The organism is Novosphingobium ovatum (assembly GCF_009909235.1).
Taxonomy (GTDB): Bacteria; Pseudomonadota; Alphaproteobacteria; order Sphingomonadales; family Sphingomonadaceae; genus Novosphingobium; species Novosphingobium ovatum.
On the sequence record NZ_JAAAPO010000001.1, the window covers coordinates 376,355 to 392,443 of the forward strand.

General features: G+C 62.3%; 27 protein-coding genes. All 27 read left to right on the forward strand.

From position 1 onward, the window contains the following. Positions 1 to 277 precede the first annotated feature (277 nt). On the forward strand, positions 278 to 1,000 hold the full coding sequence (gene rplC / locus GTZ99_RS01650) for a 50S ribosomal protein L3 (RefSeq protein ID WP_161716537.1): 723 nt from the start codon (positions 278 to 280) through the stop codon (positions 998 to 1,000). A gap of 3 nt (positions 1,001 to 1,003) precedes the next feature. Next, positions 1,004 to 1,627, forward strand: coding sequence for a 50S ribosomal protein L4 (rplD, locus tag GTZ99_RS01655; RefSeq protein WP_161716538.1), 624 nt, complete (start codon positions 1,004 to 1,006; stop codon positions 1,625 to 1,627). Continuing rightward, complete coding sequence (locus GTZ99_RS01660; protein ID WP_161716539.1) at positions 1,620 to 1,925, forward strand: 50S ribosomal protein L23; 306 nt, start codon at positions 1,620 to 1,622, stop codon at positions 1,923 to 1,925. Before rplD ends, GTZ99_RS01660 begins: the two co-directional genes overlap by 8 nt. 11 nt (positions 1,926 to 1,936) lie before the next feature. Next, positions 1,937 to 2,773 (forward strand): 50S ribosomal protein L2, encoded by an 837-nt coding sequence (rplB, locus tag GTZ99_RS01665; protein WP_161716540.1) that lies wholly within the window; start codon positions 1,937 to 1,939, stop codon positions 2,771 to 2,773. A gap of 6 nt (positions 2,774 to 2,779) precedes the next feature. Beyond that, positions 2,780 to 3,058, forward strand: coding sequence for a 30S ribosomal protein S19 (gene rpsS / locus GTZ99_RS01670; RefSeq protein ID WP_161716541.1), 279 nt, complete (start codon positions 2,780 to 2,782; stop codon positions 3,056 to 3,058). Next, positions 3,058 to 3,435 (forward strand): 50S ribosomal protein L22, encoded by a 378-nt coding sequence (gene rplV / locus GTZ99_RS01675; protein WP_161716542.1) that lies wholly within the window; start codon positions 3,058 to 3,060, stop codon positions 3,433 to 3,435. Before rpsS ends, rplV begins: the two co-directional genes overlap by 1 nt. A gap of 3 nt (positions 3,436 to 3,438) precedes the next feature. Further along, positions 3,439 to 4,134, forward strand: a complete 696-nt coding sequence (gene rpsC / locus GTZ99_RS01680) for a 30S ribosomal protein S3 (RefSeq protein WP_161716543.1) — start codon at positions 3,439 to 3,441, stop codon at positions 4,132 to 4,134. Positions 4,135 to 4,152: 18 nt separating this feature from the next. Continuing rightward, entirely contained in the window at positions 4,153 to 4,590 is a 438-nt protein-coding gene (gene rplP, locus GTZ99_RS01685; RefSeq protein ID WP_161716544.1) for a 50S ribosomal protein L16, read from the forward strand. Next, positions 4,587 to 4,790, forward strand: a complete 204-nt coding sequence (rpmC, locus tag GTZ99_RS01690) for a 50S ribosomal protein L29 (protein WP_161716545.1) — start codon at positions 4,587 to 4,589, stop codon at positions 4,788 to 4,790. The genes rplP and rpmC overlap by 4 nt, the downstream gene beginning before the upstream one ends. A gap of 10 nt (positions 4,791 to 4,800) precedes the next feature. Next, the gene (rpsQ, locus tag GTZ99_RS01695) at positions 4,801 to 5,070 is read left to right on the forward strand and encodes a 30S ribosomal protein S17 (RefSeq protein WP_161716546.1); all 270 of its coding nucleotides are present in this window, start codon (positions 4,801 to 4,803) and stop codon (positions 5,068 to 5,070) included. Positions 5,071 to 5,200: 130 nt separating this feature from the next. Next, positions 5,201 to 5,569: a 50S ribosomal protein L14 gene (gene rplN / locus GTZ99_RS01700; protein ID WP_161716547.1), complete on the forward strand. Its 369-nt coding sequence runs from the start codon at positions 5,201 to 5,203 to the stop codon at positions 5,567 to 5,569. Then, positions 5,570 to 5,890 carry a 50S ribosomal protein L24 gene (rplX, locus tag GTZ99_RS01705; RefSeq protein ID WP_161716548.1) on the forward strand — a complete coding sequence of 107 codons (321 nt, stop codon included), beginning with the start codon at positions 5,570 to 5,572 and terminating at the stop codon, positions 5,888 to 5,890. Beyond that, positions 5,883 to 6,461, forward strand: a complete 579-nt coding sequence (gene rplE, locus GTZ99_RS01710; protein ID WP_161716549.1) for a 50S ribosomal protein L5 — start codon at positions 5,883 to 5,885, stop codon at positions 6,459 to 6,461. Before rplX ends, rplE begins: the two co-directional genes overlap by 8 nt. A 32-nt stretch (positions 6,462 to 6,493) precedes the next feature. Further along, a complete protein-coding gene (rpsN, locus tag GTZ99_RS01715; protein ID WP_161716550.1) occupies positions 6,494 to 6,799 on the forward strand; it encodes a 30S ribosomal protein S14 in 306 nt (101 codons plus the stop codon). A gap of 12 nt (positions 6,800 to 6,811) precedes the next feature. Then, entirely contained in the window at positions 6,812 to 7,207 is a 396-nt protein-coding gene (gene rpsH / locus GTZ99_RS01720) for a 30S ribosomal protein S8 (RefSeq protein ID WP_161716551.1), read from the forward strand. Continuing rightward, positions 7,207 to 7,740, forward strand: a complete 534-nt coding sequence (gene rplF / locus GTZ99_RS01725; RefSeq protein ID WP_161716552.1) for a 50S ribosomal protein L6 — start codon at positions 7,207 to 7,209, stop codon at positions 7,738 to 7,740. The genes rpsH and rplF overlap by 1 nt, the downstream gene beginning before the upstream one ends. Continuing rightward, positions 7,740 to 8,090, forward strand: coding sequence for a 50S ribosomal protein L18 (rplR, locus tag GTZ99_RS01730; RefSeq protein WP_161716553.1), 351 nt, complete (start codon positions 7,740 to 7,742; stop codon positions 8,088 to 8,090). Before rplF ends, rplR begins: the two co-directional genes overlap by 1 nt. Positions 8,091 to 8,092: 2 nt before the next feature. Further along, positions 8,093 to 8,812, forward strand: coding sequence for a 30S ribosomal protein S5 (gene rpsE / locus GTZ99_RS01735; RefSeq protein ID WP_161716554.1), 720 nt, complete (start codon positions 8,093 to 8,095; stop codon positions 8,810 to 8,812). Positions 8,813 to 8,817: 5 nt separating this feature from the next. Then, on the forward strand, positions 8,818 to 8,994 hold the full coding sequence (gene rpmD / locus GTZ99_RS01740; RefSeq protein ID WP_161716555.1) for a 50S ribosomal protein L30: 177 nt from the start codon (positions 8,818 to 8,820) through the stop codon (positions 8,992 to 8,994). A gap of 199 nt (positions 8,995 to 9,193) precedes the next feature. Then, the gene (locus GTZ99_RS01745; protein WP_227711070.1) at positions 9,194 to 10,222 is read left to right on the forward strand and encodes an acyltransferase family protein; all 1,029 of its coding nucleotides are present in this window, start codon (positions 9,194 to 9,196) and stop codon (positions 10,220 to 10,222) included. A gap of 91 nt (positions 10,223 to 10,313) precedes the next feature. After that, positions 10,314 to 10,781 (forward strand): 50S ribosomal protein L15, encoded by a 468-nt coding sequence (rplO, locus tag GTZ99_RS01750; RefSeq protein ID WP_161716557.1) that lies wholly within the window; start codon positions 10,314 to 10,316, stop codon positions 10,779 to 10,781. A gap of 120 nt (positions 10,782 to 10,901) precedes the next feature. After that, complete coding sequence (gene secY, locus GTZ99_RS01755; RefSeq protein ID WP_161716558.1) at positions 10,902 to 12,269, forward strand: preprotein translocase subunit SecY; 1,368 nt, start codon at positions 10,902 to 10,904, stop codon at positions 12,267 to 12,269. 42 nt (positions 12,270 to 12,311) lie between these two features. Continuing rightward, a complete protein-coding gene (locus tag GTZ99_RS01760; protein ID WP_161716559.1) occupies positions 12,312 to 12,959 on the forward strand; it encodes an adenylate kinase in 648 nt (215 codons plus the stop codon). Positions 12,960 to 13,392: 433 nt separating this feature from the next. Beyond that, on the forward strand, positions 13,393 to 13,761 hold the full coding sequence (gene rpsM, locus GTZ99_RS01765) for a 30S ribosomal protein S13 (RefSeq protein ID WP_161716560.1): 369 nt from the start codon (positions 13,393 to 13,395) through the stop codon (positions 13,759 to 13,761). 55 nt (positions 13,762 to 13,816) lie between these two features. Beyond that, on the forward strand, positions 13,817 to 14,206 hold the full coding sequence (gene rpsK, locus GTZ99_RS01770; RefSeq protein ID WP_068091513.1) for a 30S ribosomal protein S11: 390 nt from the start codon (positions 13,817 to 13,819) through the stop codon (positions 14,204 to 14,206). 125 nt (positions 14,207 to 14,331) lie between these two features. Further along, positions 14,332 to 15,393: a DNA-directed RNA polymerase subunit alpha gene (locus GTZ99_RS01775; RefSeq protein ID WP_161716561.1), complete on the forward strand. Its 1,062-nt coding sequence runs from the start codon at positions 14,332 to 14,334 to the stop codon at positions 15,391 to 15,393. Between the two features lie 141 nt (positions 15,394 to 15,534). Beyond that, the gene (gene rplQ, locus GTZ99_RS01780) at positions 15,535 to 15,948 is read left to right on the forward strand and encodes a 50S ribosomal protein L17 (RefSeq protein WP_161716562.1); all 414 of its coding nucleotides are present in this window, start codon (positions 15,535 to 15,537) and stop codon (positions 15,946 to 15,948) included. Positions 15,949 to 16,089 lie beyond the last annotated feature (141 nt).

Here is a 16,089-nt window from a genome sequence, read left to right on the forward strand (position 1 = left end):
CTGTTAAGGGCCGCCCTTCACATCGCTACGCGATTCGGGCGCTGCCATCCTGCGGCGCCCCTCCACAGGGCAATCCTGTGTAGACATTGGGATACCTCCGGTGGCTTCCATCGGGCCTCAGGGTCCGGTTCCGCCGGGAAAGCGTCCCCCGTCTCGTCGGTCCAGCGCCTCTGCGCTAGGTCGGCACTCAGCCCGGACGGGGCGCGCTTCGACTTTTTGGGCTGAACACGCCTGTGGGGGATGGGCCCCTGCAGGCCTCTGTATGGAGTACAGGATCATGCGCACCGGCGTGATCGCGAAAAAGGTGGGTATGACCCGCCTTTTCCAGGAAGATGGTCGGCACGTGCCGGTCACCGTCCTGTCGCTTGAAAATTGCCAGGTGGTCTCGGTTCGTACCGCTGAGCGTGACGGTTATGTCGCGCTGCAGCTGGGTGCAGGCCAGGCCAAGCAAAAGAACGTCGCCAAGCCGCAGCGCGAGCATTTCGCGAAGGCTGAGGTCGAGCTGAAGATGGAAGTCGCTGAATTCCGCGTGGCTGATGATGCCCTGCTGGAAGTTGGTTCGACCATCGCCGCCTCGCACTTCGTCGCTGGCCAGCTGGTTGACATCACCGGTCACACCCAGGGTAAGGGCTTTGCCGGCGCTATGAAGCGCTGGGGCTTCGGCGGTATGCGCGCCACCCACGGTGTGTCGATCTCGCACCGTGCGCATGGTTCGACGGGTAACCGTCAGGATCCGGGTCGCGTCTTCAAGAACAAGAAGATGGCTGGTCACATGGGTGATCGCCAGCGCACCCAGCAGAATCTGGAAATTGTCCGCACCGATGACGAGCGCGGCCTGGTTTTCGTGAAGGGCTCCGTGCCCGGCGCGAAGAACGGCTGGTTGCTGGTTCGCGACGCGGTGAAGGTTTCGCGTCACGCCGAAGCGCCGTATCCGGCTGGTCTGTTGACCGCCGCTGCTGCTGCCCCGGCTGCCGAAGCCGCTGAAGGTCAGGAGGGCTAAGCCGTGAAGGTCCAGATCAAGAATCTCGACGGTTCGGCCGCTGCTGGCGAAATCGAACTGAACGATGCGGTGTTCGGCCTGGAGCCGCGCGCTGACATCCTGCACCGCGTTGTGACGTGGCAGCTGGAAAACCGTCGCGGCATCGCCCGTGGCGCCCGCGAGCGTTCGGACGTTGCCCGCACCGGCAAGAAGTTCGGCCGTCAGAAGGGTGGCGGTACCGCTCGTCACGGCGACCGCAAGGCGCCGATCTTCATCGGTGGTGGCAAGGCCATGGGCCCCCGCGTCCGTGAGTTCAACATCTCGCTGAACAAGAAGATCCGCGCGCTGGGTCTGAAGATGGCTCTGTCGTCGAAGGCGCAGAACCTGGTGGTTGTCGACAGCCTGGAACTGGCTGATGCCAAGACCAAGGCGCTGGCCGCGACCTTTGCCCAGGCCGGTCTGAACGGCAAGGTGCTGGTGATCGACGGTGAGCAGGTGAACGAGGGCTTTGCCCGCGCCGCCAACAACCTCGTCGGCGTGAACGTTCTGCCCGCCATGGGCGCGAACGTCTACGACATCCTGAAGCATGACACGCTGGTGCTGACCCGCGCCGCTGTCGAGAAGCTGGAGGCCCGTTTCAATGGCTAAGGACAGCATCGACACGCGTCACTATGACGTGATCGTGGCGCCCCACATCACCGAAAAGGCAACCTTGCTCTCGGAGCATAACGCGGTTGTCTTCAAGGTGGCTGAGAAGGCCACGAAGCCCGAAATCAAGGCCGCCGTCGAAGCGCTCTTCGACGTGAAGGTCGTTGGCGTGAACACGCTGACCCAGAAGGGCAAGACCAAGCGCTGGAAGGGCAAGCCCTACAAGCGCAGCGACGTCAAGAAGGCTGTTGTGACGCTGGCTGAAGGCCAGTCGATCGACATCACCAGCGGGATCTGAGGGGTCGGATAATGGCACTCAAGAGCTACAACCCGACCAGCCCGGCCCGTCGTGGCCTGGTCCTGGTCGACAAGAGCGCCCTGTGGAAGGGCAAGCCGGTCAAGGCGCTTACCGAAGGTAAGAGCAAGACCGGTGGCCGTAACAACAAGGGTCACGTGACCAGCCGCGGCATCGCCGGCGGCCACAAGCAGCGCTATCGTTTCATCGATTTCAAGCGCCGCAAGTGGAACGTCGCCGCGACTGTCGAGCGTCTGGAATACGACCCCAACCGTACCGCTTTCATCGCTCTGGTGAAGTATGCGGACGGCGAGCAGGCCTATATCATCGCGCCGCAGCGCCTGAACGTTGGTGACAGCATCATTGCTGGCGAAAAGACCGACGTGAAGCCCGGCAACGCGATGCTGTTGAGCCAGATGCCCGTCGGCACCATCGTCCACAACGTGGAGATGAAGCCGGGCAAGGGCGGTCAGATCGCCCGTTCGGCCGGCACCTATGTGCAGGTCGTGGGTCGTGACCGTGGCATGGTTATCGTTCGCCTGAACTCGGGCGAGCAGCGTTACCTGCGCGGCGACTGCATGGGCACCGTTGGCGCCGTGTCGAACCCCGACAACGCCAACCAGAACCTGGCCAAGGCAGGCCGCAACCGCTGGCTGGGCCGTCGCCCGCTGACCCGCGGCGTGGCCAAGAACCCTGTCGACCACCCGCACGGTGGTGGTGAAGGCCGCACCAGCGGTGGCCGTCACCCGGTTACCCCCTGGGGCAAGCCGACCAAGGGTGCGCGCACGCGCCACAACAAGCGGACGGACAAGTTCATCATCCGCTCGCGCCACGCCAAGAAGAAGAGGTAATCGACAATGGCTCGTTCCGTTTGGAAAGGTCCTTTCGTCGACCTGCACCTGCTGAAGAAGGCGGAAGCCGCGCAGGATGCTGGCAACCGCGCCGGTCCGATCAAGACCTGGTCGCGCCGTTCGACGATCCTGCCGCAGTTCGTTGGTCTGACGTTCAACGTCTACAACGGGCATAAGTTCATCCCCGTGTCCGTGAATGAGGACATGGTCGGCCACAAGCTCGGTGAATTTGCGCCCACGCGCACCTTCCCGGGTCACGCCGCTGACAAGAAGGGCAAGCGCTGATGAGCAAGCCTAAAGCTCCCCGTCGCGTTGGCGACAACGAAGCCCTGTCGGTCGGCACGCAGATCCGCGGTTCGGCCCAGAAGCTGAACCTGGTGGCGGCCCTGATCCGCAACCACAAGGCTGAAGACGCGCTGAACATCCTGGCCTTCTCGAAGAAGGCTATGGCGGTTGAAGCTCGCAAGGTGCTGGCCTCGGCCATCGCCAACGCCGAAAACAACCACAACCTCGACGTGGACAGCCTCGTCGTGGTTGAGGCTTCGGTCGGCAAGTCGATCACCATGAAGCGCTTTCATACCCGCGGCCGTGGCAAGTCCACCCGCATTCTGAAGCCCTTCAGCCGTCTGCGCATCGTGGTGCGCGAAGTTCAGGAGGCTTGATCCATGGGTCATAAGTCGAACCCCGTTGGTCTGCGCCTGCAGATCAACCGTACCTGGGACAGCCGCTGGTACGCCGAAGGCCGCAACTACGGCAAGCTGCTTGAGGAAGACCTCAAGATCCGCAAGTTCATCATCAAGGCGCTGCCGCAGGCCGCGATCTCGAAGGTGGTGATCGAGCGTCCTGCCAAGCTGTGCCGCGTGTCGATCTTTGCCGCCCGTCCGGGCGTCATCATCGGCAAGAAGGGTGCGGACATCGAGAAGCTGCGTGCGCAGCTGGCCAAGATGACCGACAGCGACGTCAAGCTGAACATCGTCGAAATCCGCAAGCCGGAAATCGATTCGAAGCTTGTCGCCCAGGGCATCGCGGATCAGCTGATCCGTCGTATCGCCTTCCGCCGCGCGATGAAGCGCGCCGTTCAGTCCGCGCTGCGTCTGGGTGCCGAAGGCATCAAGATCACCTGCTCGGGCCGTCTGGGCGGTGCGGAAATCGCCCGCGTGGAATGGTACCGCGAAGGTCGCGTGCCGCTGCACACCCTGCGCGCCAACATCGATTATGCCGAAGCCGAGGCGCTGACCGCCTATGGCATCATCGGCATCAAGGTCTGGATCTTCAAGGGTGAAATCCTTGGCCATGACCCGATGGCGCAGGATCGTCTCATGATGGAGGCTCAGACCTCCGGCGTGCGTCCGGCACGCTGAGGCTTGAGGTAAAAGATCATGCTGCAACCGAAAAAGACCAAGTTCCGCAAGGCCTTCAAGGGCCGTTTGCACGGTAACGCCAAGGGTGGCACCGATCTGAACTTCGGCTCGTATGGCCTCAAGGCCCTCGAGCCGGAGCGGGTCACCGCCCGCCAGATCGAGGCCGCGCGTCGCGCCATTCAGCGCCACCTGCGTCGTCAGGGCCGCCTGTGGATCCGCGTGTTCCCCGATCTGCCCGTGTCGAAGAAGCCTGCCGAAGTCCGTCAGGGTAAGGGCAAGGGTTCGATCGAATATTGGGCTGCGCGCGTCAAGCCGGGCAAGATCCTGTTCGAACTGGACGGGGTGAGCGGTCAGATGGCGGCTGGTGCGTTCGAACGCGCCGCGATGAAGCTGCCCATCAAGACGAAGATCGTCGCCAAGCTGGGCGACACCTCGCACCTGGGAGGTGACGAATGAGCAAGATCGCTGATCTGCGCGCCAAGAGCGACGACCAGCTGAACGCTGATCTGGCCGACCTGAAGCGCGAGGCTTTCAACCTGCGCTTCCAGGCCGCGACGAACCAGCTGGAGCGTCCTGCCCGCATCAAGGAAGTACGCCGCGATATTGCCCGCATCAAGACGCTCCAGTCGGAGCGTTCGGCTGCGGCCAAGGCGTAAGGAGACAACCATGCCGAAGCGTATTCTGATCGGGACGGTTGTTTCCGACAAGACCGACAAGACCGTGGTGGTCAAGGTCGAGCGTAAGGTGAAGCACCCGTTGTACGGGAAGATCATCCGTCGTTCGAAGAAGTACCACGCCCACGATGAGGACAACAGCTACAAGGCTGGTGAGGTTGTCCGCATCGAGGAAACCGCGCCGATCTCGAAGCTCAAGACCTGGAAGGTCATCGAGCGGGTCCAGGCCGGCAAGACGGCGGCGGTTGACGCCGACGTCTAAGCGGTTTTGCAAAAAAAGCCTCTGGTGCTCTAGCCCTTTCTGGGTTAGGGCGCCGGACCTTTTTTGTATTTGCCCCTTTTTTGGAACTGCCGGACTGGTTCCGGCAAGCCTAACGTAAGGAACCGGATCAATGATCCAGATGCAATCCCAGCTTGACGTCGCCGACAACAGCGGCGCCAAGCGCGTCCAGTGCATCAAGGTACTGGGCGGCTCCAAGCGCCGCACCGCCGGCGTTGGCGACATCATTGTGGTGTCGATCAAGGAGGCGCAGCCGCGCGCCAAGGTCAAGAAGGGCGACGTTCACCGTGCGGTGATCGTGCGCACCAAGAAGGACGTGCGTCGTCCCGATGGTAGCGTGATCCGTTTTGACGGCAACGCCGCTGTGCTGATCAACAAGAACGCCGAGCCGATCGGTACGCGTATCTTTGGCCCCGTGGTTCGTGAACTGCGCGCCAAGGGCTACATGAAGATCATCTCGCTGGCTCCGGAGGTGCTCTAAATGTCGGCTGCCAAGATCAAGAAGGGCGATAACGTTATCGTCCGTTCGGGCAAGGACAAGGGCCGTACCGGCACCGTCCTGCAGGTCCTCCCCAAGGAGGGCAAGGTTGTCGTCGGTGGCGTGAATATCGCTGCCCGTCACCGCAAGCCCAGCCAGGCGAATCCTCAGGGCGGCATCGACCGTCGTGAAGCGCCGATGGCGATCAGCAAGGTCGGCCTGGTCGATCCGAAGACGGGTGTCGCCACCCGCGTTCGTTTCGAAGACAAGGACGGCAAGAAGGTCCGCGTGGCCGTGAAGTCCGGGGAGGCTATCGATGGCTGACAAGTACACGCCGCGCATGCGCGCCAAGTACGATGCGGAAATCGCCAAGGCGATGACCGAAAAGTTCGGCTACAAGAATGCGTTCGAAGTGCCCAAGATCGAAAAGATCACCCTGAACATGGGTGTAGGCGAAGGCACGCAGGACCGTAAGAAGGTCCAGACCGCTGCCGCCGAAATGGAAGCCATTGCCGGTCAGAAGCCGGTGGTGTGCCGCGCCAAGAAGTCCGTCGCCCAGTTCAAGCTGCGCGAAGGCATGGCGATCGGTTGCAAGGTCACGCTGCGCCGTGAACGCATGTATGAATTCCTGGACCGTCTGATCACGATCGCGATGCCCCGCATCCGCGACTTCCGTGGCCTGAACCCGAAGAGCTTCGATGGCCGTGGCAACTATGCCATGGGTCTGAAGGAGCAGATCATCTTCCCGGAAATCAGCTACGATCAGATCGAAAAGGTGCGTGGTATGGACATCATCGTCACCACCACTGCCAAGACCGACGAAGAAGCGCGTGAGCTGCTGCGTCTGTTCGGTTTCCCGTTCACTGCCACCACCGAAGCCAAGCAGGCGGCGTGAGCGAGCAAGATTGAGAAAGAGAGCTTAAGTCCATGGCGAAACTGAGTTCGATCAACAAGAACGAGCGTCGTAAGGCCCTCGTCAAGAAGTATGCCGCGAAGTACGCGAAGCTGAAGGCAATCGCCAACGACGAGAGCGTTGACGAGACCGAGCGTCTGATCGCTCGCCTGAAGCTGGCGGAAATCCCGCGCAACGCGAATCCTACCCGCGTTCGCAACCGCTGCGTCACCACCGGCCGCCCGCGCGGCTACTATCGCAAGTTCGGCCTGTGCCGTGTTGAGCTGCGTGATCTTGCCAACAAGGGCATGATCCCCGGCGTCACCAAGTCGAGCTGGTAAGGAACCCAAGCGATGGCATTGACCGATCCTCTGGGTGATATGCTCACCCGTATCCGCAACGGCCAGCAGGCGAAGAAGGACTCCGTCCTGTCGCCGGCTTCCAAGCTGCGCACCCGCGTGCTGGAAGTGCTGCAGCGTGAAGGCTATATCCGTGGCTTTTCGGAGGACGCCACCGGCGCCCATCCGCAGCTGCGCATCGAGCTGAAGTATTTCGAAGGCCAGCCCGCGATCAAGCATCTGGCCCGCGTCTCCAAGCCGGGTCGCCGCGTCTATTCGGGTTCCAAGGAACTGCCGATTGTGCGCAATGGCCTGGGCATCACCATCGTCTCGACGCCGCGTGGCGTGCTTTCGGATGCCGAAGCGCGCGCTGCCAACGTCGGTGGCGAAGTGCTGGCGGAGGTGTTCTGATGAGCCGCATTGGCAAGAAGCCCGTCGCCATTCCGGCCGGCGTGACCGCCAGCATCGCTGACGGCACCCTGACCGTGAAGGGCCCCAAGGGCACGCTCACGCTGGGTCTGGTTGACGAAGTCACCTATACCCTCGAAGACAACACCATCACGGTCAAGCCGGCCAACAATGGCAACCGCGCTCGCGCCTTCTGGGGCATGCAGCGCACGCTGGTTGCCAATCTGATGGCTGGTGTGACCGAAGGGTACAAGAAGACCCTGCAGATCACCGGTGTTGGCTATCGTGCGACCGCTCAGGGCAAGATCCTGAAGCTGCAGCTCGGCTACAGCCATGACGTCAATTTTGACGTGCCGGAAGGCATCGAGATCAAGACCCCGGATAACACCACGGTCGAAATCTCGGGCATCGACAAGCAGAAGGTCGGCCAGGTGGCCGCGGAGATCCGTCGCTGGCGCAAGCCCGAACCCTATAAGGGCAAGGGTATCAAGTACGCCGGCGAGTTCATCTTCCGCAAGGAAGGGAAGAAGAAGTAATGGCCAAGCTGTCACTTTTCGAACGCCGCCGTCGCCGCGTTCGCACCGCCCTGAAGGCTCGCGCTGGTGGTCGTCCCCGCCTGTCGGTGCACCGTTCGGGTCGCCACATCTACGCTCAGATCATCGACGATGCCGCCGGCCGCACGCTGGCTTCGGCTTCCTCGCTGAAGGCTGGCAGCAAGGCGATCGGCGCCAACGTCGAAGCCGCTGCCGCTGTGGGTAAGGAACTGGCCGAAGCGGCCAAGGCCGCTGGCGTCACCACTGTCGTGTTCGACCGCGGCGGTTACCTGTTCCATGGCCGCGTCAAGGCGCTGGCCGAAGCCGCCCGTGAGGGCGGTCTGGAGTTCTGATCATGGCTGACGAGAACAACACCGAAGTCGAAACCACTGGTTTCGAAGCCGCTGCCCCCGAGGGTGGCGAGCGTGAAGGTCGTCGTGGCCGTGGCCGTGGCCGTGATGGCGAGCGTGGCGAAGGCCGCGGTCGTGGTCGCCGCGATGATCGCCGTGGCAACAAGAACGACGAGGAACAGGGCGAAGAGCTGATCGAAAAGCTGGTCCACATCAATCGCGTGTCGAAGACCGTGAAGGGTGGCAAGCGCTTCGGTTTCGCCGCTCTGGTGGTTGTGGGCGATGGCAAGGGCCGTGTCGGCTTTGGCCATGGCAAGGCGCGCGAAGTGCCTGAAGCCATCACCAAGGCGACCGCTTCGGCCAAGAAGAAGATGATCCGCGTTCCGCTCAAGGAAGGCCGGACTCTGCACCATGACGGCAAGGGCCACTTCGGCGCTGGCAAGGTCAACGTGCGTTCGGCGCCTGCTGGTACCGGCATCATCGCCGGTGGCCCGATGCGCGCCGTCTTCGAAAGCCTGGGCGTCCACGACGTGGTGACCAAGTCGGTCGGCACTTCGAACCCTTACAACATGATCCGTGCCACCTTCGACGCGCTGGGCGACCAGTCGAGCCCGAAGTCGGTGGCGCAGCGTCGCGGCAAGAAGGTCACCGACCTGCTGAACCGTGATGGTCATCACCACAGCGAGGCGCAGCTGGAAGCCGCTGCCGCCGCGATTACGGAGTAAGCGCGATGGCGAAGATCAAGATCCAGCAGATCGGTTCGCCGATCCGCCGCCCGAACAAGCAGGAACAGATCCTGATTGGTCTGGGTCTGGGCAAGATGCACCGCATCGTCGAGCGTGAAGCCACGCCCGAAGTGCTGGGTGCCATTGCCAAGCTGCCTCACATGGTGAAGGTGGTCGACTAAGCTTTCCGCTTTGTCAGGGGGAAACCCCACACGAAAAGGGCCTCGGAGCGATCCGGGGCCCTTTTTCGATGCGCGGCGGCGGGGCAGGGGCTACGCGGTGTTAACGGGCCGGGCGCTATGGCCGGGGGATGCTGATGCTGATGTCTGCCGTCATGGGCCCGATCCGGCACCGCGCGTGGTCGTATGGGTGCGTCGCGTGATGTGCGATTTTGTCTGCCGTTTGCTGTGGCCTGCGGGGCCTGGAGCATTCCGCCTGTGGCTGGCGCTGATGGTGGTGGTGCATCATCTGACCGGCGTGGAAATCGGCAAGGCGCCGGTGCTGGTGTTCTTTGCGCTGTCGGGCTTTTGGGTGACGCGTGTGTGGGAAGGGCGGTATCGCCACCTGCCGCAGGCGTGGCGCAACTTTGTCATCAGCCGTTGGTGGCGGTTGGCGCCCTTGCTGGTGTTGGCCAGTGTGGGCTGCATCGGCGCACAGCTATGGGTGGGTGATTCGGACTGGGCGCTGGTGCGAACAACGCCTTGGGCGCAGGGAATCGCGCCGTTCACCGTGCTGGGCTATGGGCAATTGCCGACACGGCCGGTGGGGCCGGCGTGGTCGCTGGACGTCGAAATGCAGTTCTATGTCGCCTTGCCTGTGTTGGCGTGGGTGGTGCGGCGCTGGAGCGGTTGGGCGGTCGGCGTGGTGGGTTATGCTGTGTTTGTCGCTGCGCTGCTGGGGGGATGGGGGACGGTGCTGCCGTCTTTTCTGCCGTTTTTCCTGATCGGCATGCTGGCTGCGCGCCATCAATGGGCGCCACCGCGCTGGCTGGCTTGGGGCGGGTTTGGCGCGGTGGTAGGCTATCTGGCGGTGGCGGCGGTATGGGCGCCTGCTGGCATCTGGATTGCCCATGCGGGCCCCTCGGCGCCGCTGGCCAATCTGGTGCTGGGGGTTGCACTGATTCCCTTTGGATTGTGGACGGTGCATCGCCCATCCGATGCGCGTGACGGATGGTGCGCGGATCAGAGCTATATCGTTTATGTCCTGCACTGGCCGGTGATCACCTTGATATACAAGGGGGGGTGGGAATCACCCCTGGAGATGGCAGCGCTTTTGGTGGTGCTGGGGGCGTTTTGTGCGGCGGTGTGGCGTTGGTATGACCGGCCGATCGAGCGCAAAAGGCGGGCTTGGCTGGCCGGGCGCATGGCGCAAGAGCTTGATTCGGGCGGTGCCGTTGCGACCAAGGTGTGACGCGGGGCAAAAACGCGTGACACGGGCGGATCTGTGCGATAAGGGCCGCCCCTTCCTTTAGCGCGTCTAAAAGCGAAAGCGAGTGCATCACATGAAACTGAACGAAATCTCCGACAACTATGGCGCCCGCAAGGGTCGTATGCGCGTGGGTCGCGGCATCGGCTCGGGCAAGGGCAAGACCGCTGGCCGCGGCCAGAAGGGTGCCAAGGCGCGTTCGGGCGTTGCCATCAAGGGCTTTGAAGGCGGTCAGATGCCGCTGCACATGCGTCTGCCCAAGCGTGGTTTCAACAACCCGTTCGGCAAGGACTATGCCGAAGTGAACCTGGGCATGATCCAGAAGGCGATCGACGCCGGCAAGCTGGACATCAGCGCTGTTGTCGATCACGCCGCGTTGCAGGCCGCCGGTCTGGCCCGTGGTGGCAAGGACGGCGTCCGCCTGCTGGGCAAGGGCGCGCTGGAAGCCAAGGTCAGCTTCAAGGTTGCCGGCGTTTCGGCCGGTGCCAAGGCGGCTGTTGAGGCTGCTGGTGGTTCGGTCGACGTTCCGGCCGCTGCCGAATAAAACATACGAATGATGGGCGGGGGTTCTTGCATCCCCGCCCACTTTCTTTATCTCCCTAACGGTTAACGTTGGGGACGGCGGGCGCCCACGGCGCCGCCCTGTGCAAGGCTTCCTATTTCCATGGCATCACGCGCCGATAATATCGCCAGCAATCTGAGCCTGGAGAACTTCTCCAAGGCGACTGAGCTGAAGAGCCGCATCTGGTTCACGGTGGGGGCGCTGATCGTCTTCCGCTTTCTCAGCTTTGTTCCGCTGCCCGGGGTCAACCCCAAGGTGCTGGAGCAGCTGTACGCCAACACCAAGGGTGGCATTCTCGACATTTTCAACACCTTCTCGGGTGGCAGCCTTGAGCGCATGAGCCTCATCGCGTTGGGCGTGATGCCGTACATCACCGCCTCGATCGTGGTGCAATTGGCCGCCTCGCTGCATCCCGCGCTCGCTGCGCTGAAGAAGGAAGGCGAAAGCGGCCGCCAGAAGCTGAACCAGTACACCCGCTATGGCGCGGTGCTGCTGACGGCGATCCAGGGCTATGCCATCGCCACCGGTCTGGAGGCCTATGGCGCCTCGGCCGGGATGCAGGCGGTGGTGATTCCGGGCATGATGTTCCGCATCTGCGCCGTGATCAGCCTGATCGGCGGCACGATGTTCCTGCTGTGGCTGGGTGAGCAGATCACCAGCCGTGGCATCGGCAACGGCACCTCGCTGATCATCATGGCGGGCATTGTGGCGCAGATGCCGCAGTTCTTTGTCCAGCTGTTCGAAGGTGGCCGCTCGGGTCAGACCAACGGCTTTGTCATTTTTGGCATGGTGGCGCTGGTCGTCGGCATGATCCTGTTCATCAGCCACATGGAGCGCGCGACGCGCCGTCTGTTGATCCAGTATCCCAAGCGTGCGACCCAGAACGGCATGATGCAGGCCGACCGCAGCCATCTGCCGCTCAAGATCAACACTGCGGGCGTGATCCCGCCGATCTTTGCCAGTTCGCTGCTGTTGCTGCCGCTGACGATCACGCAATTTGCGGGCAAGTCGGTCAATCAGGACACCACCTGGGGGCAGGTGATTTTGTGGCTGAACATGCACCTTGGCCATGGCAAGCCTGCCTATATGGCGCTCTATGCCATTGGTATCGTGTTCTTCTGCTTCTTCTACACCGCGATCGTGTTCAACCCCGAGGAAACTGCCGACAACCTCAAGCGCAACGGCGGCTTCATCCCCGGCATCCGCCCGGGCAAGAACACCTCGAACTATCTGGACTATGTGCTGACCCGCATCACCGTGCTGGGTGCCGCGTATATTACCATCGTCTGTGTTGTGCCCGAGTTCTTCATGGAGCAAACCGGGTTGCGGCTGGTGGTGGCTGGCGGCACGAGCCTGCTGATCGTGGTGAACGTCACGGTCGACACCATCACCCAGATCCAGTCGCATCTGCTGGCACACCAGTATGGCGACTTGATCAAGAAGGCGAAACTCAAGGGGCGGATGCGCTGAGGTCGCAGCGGCGCGTCTAACGATAAACTGGGGAGGTTACCCGTGAACATCATCCTGCTTGGCCCTCCGGGCGCTGGCAAGGGCACGCAGGCGCAACGTCTGGTGGAACGCCATGGCATGCGTCAGCTTTCGACCGGCGACATGCTGCGCGCCGCTGTCAAGGCGGGTACGCCCGTCGGTTTGGAAGCCAAGGCGGTCATGGAGCGTGGCGAATTGGTGTCCGACGCGATCGTCTCGGCGCTGATTGGTGAGGAACTGGACGCGATGGGGCCGGACGCGGGCGCCATCTTTGACGGCTATCCCCGCACCGCCGCCCAGGCCGAATCGCTGGACGCCATCCTGCAATCGCGTGGCCGCTCGCTGGATCATGTCATCGAACTGGTGGTGGACGAGGATGCGCTGGTTGAGCGGATCACCGGGCGTTTCACCTGCGCCAGCTGTGGCAAGGGCTATCACGACACGTTCGAGCAGCCCAAGCTGCCGGGCACCTGTGACAAGTGTGGCGGGACCGAGTTCAAGCGCCGTCCTGACGACAATGAGGACACGGTGCGCACGCGCATGGCCGAATATCGCGCCAAAACGGCGCCGATTCTGCCGATCTATGACGCGCGTGGCATCGTTGCCCGCGTCGACGGCATGGCCGACATGGAAGAGGTGACCGTCGCGCTGGAAAAAATTCTCGCGCGCTAAGGTCTTCGCGGCCCATTCAATTCAGGCGGCGCCAGCGGTCAAAATGGCCGCAGGCGCCGTTTGCCTTTGAGGGCAGGCGCCGAATGGGGCGCTTTTTGCGGCGGACATGGGCTGGCGTGCGAAAAAGGCGTTTTGACGGGCGTCTCGGCATGAGGTATAGGATGGGGCACATGCTCTTTTCTGTGCGCCAATCTTTTAGGGATTGGTTCGCCTCTGGCGTTGACAGGCCCTGCGAATCGGTCTAGTCGCGCCGTTCACACAATAACAACGGGTCAGTCCGGCGGGTACCACTGTTTTGCTGTGGTCCAGTCGGGCTTTTTTGCCGTTATGGTTCCGTTTGTGGTTCGTGTGAGTGTCGCGTTGAGATAGGGGTGCTGGCGCAAGCGGTTGTTTCGCGCGCTCTGGCACAGCCTGTGGAGCATGGAGAAAACAGTTGGCACGTATTGCCGGGGTAAACATCCCCACTAACAAGCGCGTGATCATCGCGCTGACCTATATTCACGGTATTGGCTCGTTCAAGGCGAAGCAGATCGCCGACAAGCTGGGCATTGATCACACCCGCCGCGTTCAGGATCTGTCGGACGCCGAAGTCCTGCACATCCGTGAGACCATCGATGCTGAGCACACCGTTGAAGGTGACCTGCGTCGTGAAACCGCGATGAACATCAAGCGTCTGATGGACCTGGCCTGCTATCGCGGCCTGCGTCACCGCAAGGGCCTGCCGGTCCGCGGTCAGCGCACCCACACCAACGCCCGCACCCGCAAGGGCAAGGCCAAGCCCATCGCTGGCAAGAAGAAGTAAGCCTTTTTCAAGGCTCACTTTATTCTGTCTCACCGGACTTTGAGGATCTTATCCAATGGCACGTGAACCCCAGCGCCTTCGTAAGCGGGAGCGCAAGAATATCACCAGCGGCATCGCTCATGTGAATGCCAGCTTCAACAACACCATGGTCACCATCACCGACGCGCAGGGCAACGCCATTTCGTGGTCGTCGGCCGGCATGATGGGCTTCAAGGGTTCGCGCAAGTCGACCCCTTATGCCGCTCAGGTCGCCGCTGATGACGCCGGCAAGAAGGCCGCCGAACACGGCGTGCGCACGCTGGAAGTCGAAGTGAAGGGCCCCGGTTCGGGCCGCGAAAGCGCGCTGCGCGCGCTGCAGGCGGTTGGCTTCACCATCACCTCGATTCGCGATGTGACGCCGATCCCGCACAACGGTGTGCGTCCCTCGAAGCGCCGCCGCGTCTGATCGAGCATACGTGGGTGGTGGCGGCCGCCACCACCTGCGGCTTACGGGAAATGGCCGAGTGTCCATGCGGGATGCCCGGCTTTTCTCGCCAGAAATACACGCCAGATTAACTCTAGGGGAAGTCCATGACTGTCAACACCAAGAACTGGCAGGAATTGAAGAAGCCCAATAGCCTTGAGATCAAGCCGGGCAACGACCCCAAGCGCCGGGCAACCTTCGTCGCTGAGCCGCTGGAGCGCGGTTTCGGTCTGACGCTGGGCAATGCTCTGCGCCGTGTGCTGCTGTCCTCGCTGCAGGGCGCGGCCATCACCTCGATCAAGATCGAGAACGTGCTGCACGAATTCTCGTCGCTCGCCGGTGTGCGTGAGGACGTGACCGACATCGTTCTGAACGTGAAGCAGATCGCCCTGAAGATGCAGGGTGAAGGTCCCAAGCGCCTGCAGCTGTCGATGACCGGCCCCGCCGTCGTCAAGGCTGGTGATATCGCCGTCACCGGCGACATCGAGGTGATGAACAAGGATCTGGTGATCTGCCACCTCGACGATGGCGCTTCGCTGAACATGGAACTGACGGCCGACACCGGCAAGGGCTATGTCCCGGCTGTGTCGAACCGCCCGGTGGATGCGCCGATCGGTCTGATCCCGGTCGATTCGCTGTACTCGCCGGTGCGTCAGGTCAGCTACAAGGTCGATAACGCGCGTATCGGTCAGGAGCTGGACTATGACAAGCTGAACCTGACGGTCGAAACCGACGGCACCGTGACGCCTGAAGACGCCGTGGCCTATGCCGCGCGCATCCTGCAGGACCAGTTGGCGCTGTTCGTCCACTTCGAAGACATCGCCCCTGTTGGCGCCCCGGTGATGATCGGTGGCGTGCCGGCAGCCGCGACCGAAGAGAGCGACGCCAACCAGTTGAACCGCTATCTGTTGAAGAAGGTGGACGAGCTGGAACTGTCGGTCCGTTCGGCCAACTGCTTGAAGAACGACAACATCATCTACATCGGCGATCTGGTCCAGAAGACCGAGGCCGAGATGCTGCGCACGCCGAACTTCGGCCGCAAGTCGCTCAACGAGATCAAGGAAGTGCTGTCTTCGATGGGGCTGCGTCTGGGGATGGATATCCCCGGTTGGCCGCCTGAGAACATTGAGGAAATGGCCAAGAAGCTGGAGCAGGAACTGCTCGGCTGATCCGGTTTGGGCGGGGAGGGCGAAAGCCTTTCCCGCCAAAACGGTTTTGGGCGGCAACCGTAATCGCTGCCTGGATCGGGGTACCAGCCTGTCCATTTCCGGACCGGCTATCCGGCCCCCCTACGAACGAAGGACTAAATCATGCGTCATAAGTATGGCCAGCGTAAGCTGAACCGCACCAGCCAGCATCGCGCCGCGCTGCTGCGCAACCTGTCGGCTTCGCTGATCAAGCACGAGCAGATCATCACCACGGCTCCCAAGGCCAAGGAACTGCGTCCTTACATCGAAAAGCTGATCACGCTGGCAAAGCATGGTGGCCTGTCGAACCGCCGTCTGGCGCACGCTCGTCTGCAGGACGACGCGCAGCTGGTGAAGCTGTTTGACGTGCTGGCTGCGCGCTATGCCGACCGCAGCGGCGGTTACACCCGCATCATCAAGGCAGGTCTGCGCGCGTCGGACGCTGCCCCGATGGCGGTGATCGAGCTGGTGGATCGCGACGTTGCCGCCAAGGGCCAGGATTCGGGCCCGGTGGTGAGCGCTGACGACGCCGAATAAGATTTTCCGATGCCGGGGCTGACTCCGGTGTCAGGGAATTGCAAGAACGGTCGTGGCTGATACAGTCACGGCCGTTTTTGTTTGTGGTGCGATAGGAGACCCATGTGCAGCCCAGCCCGTTTCAGCCCCTTGTCCGATCGC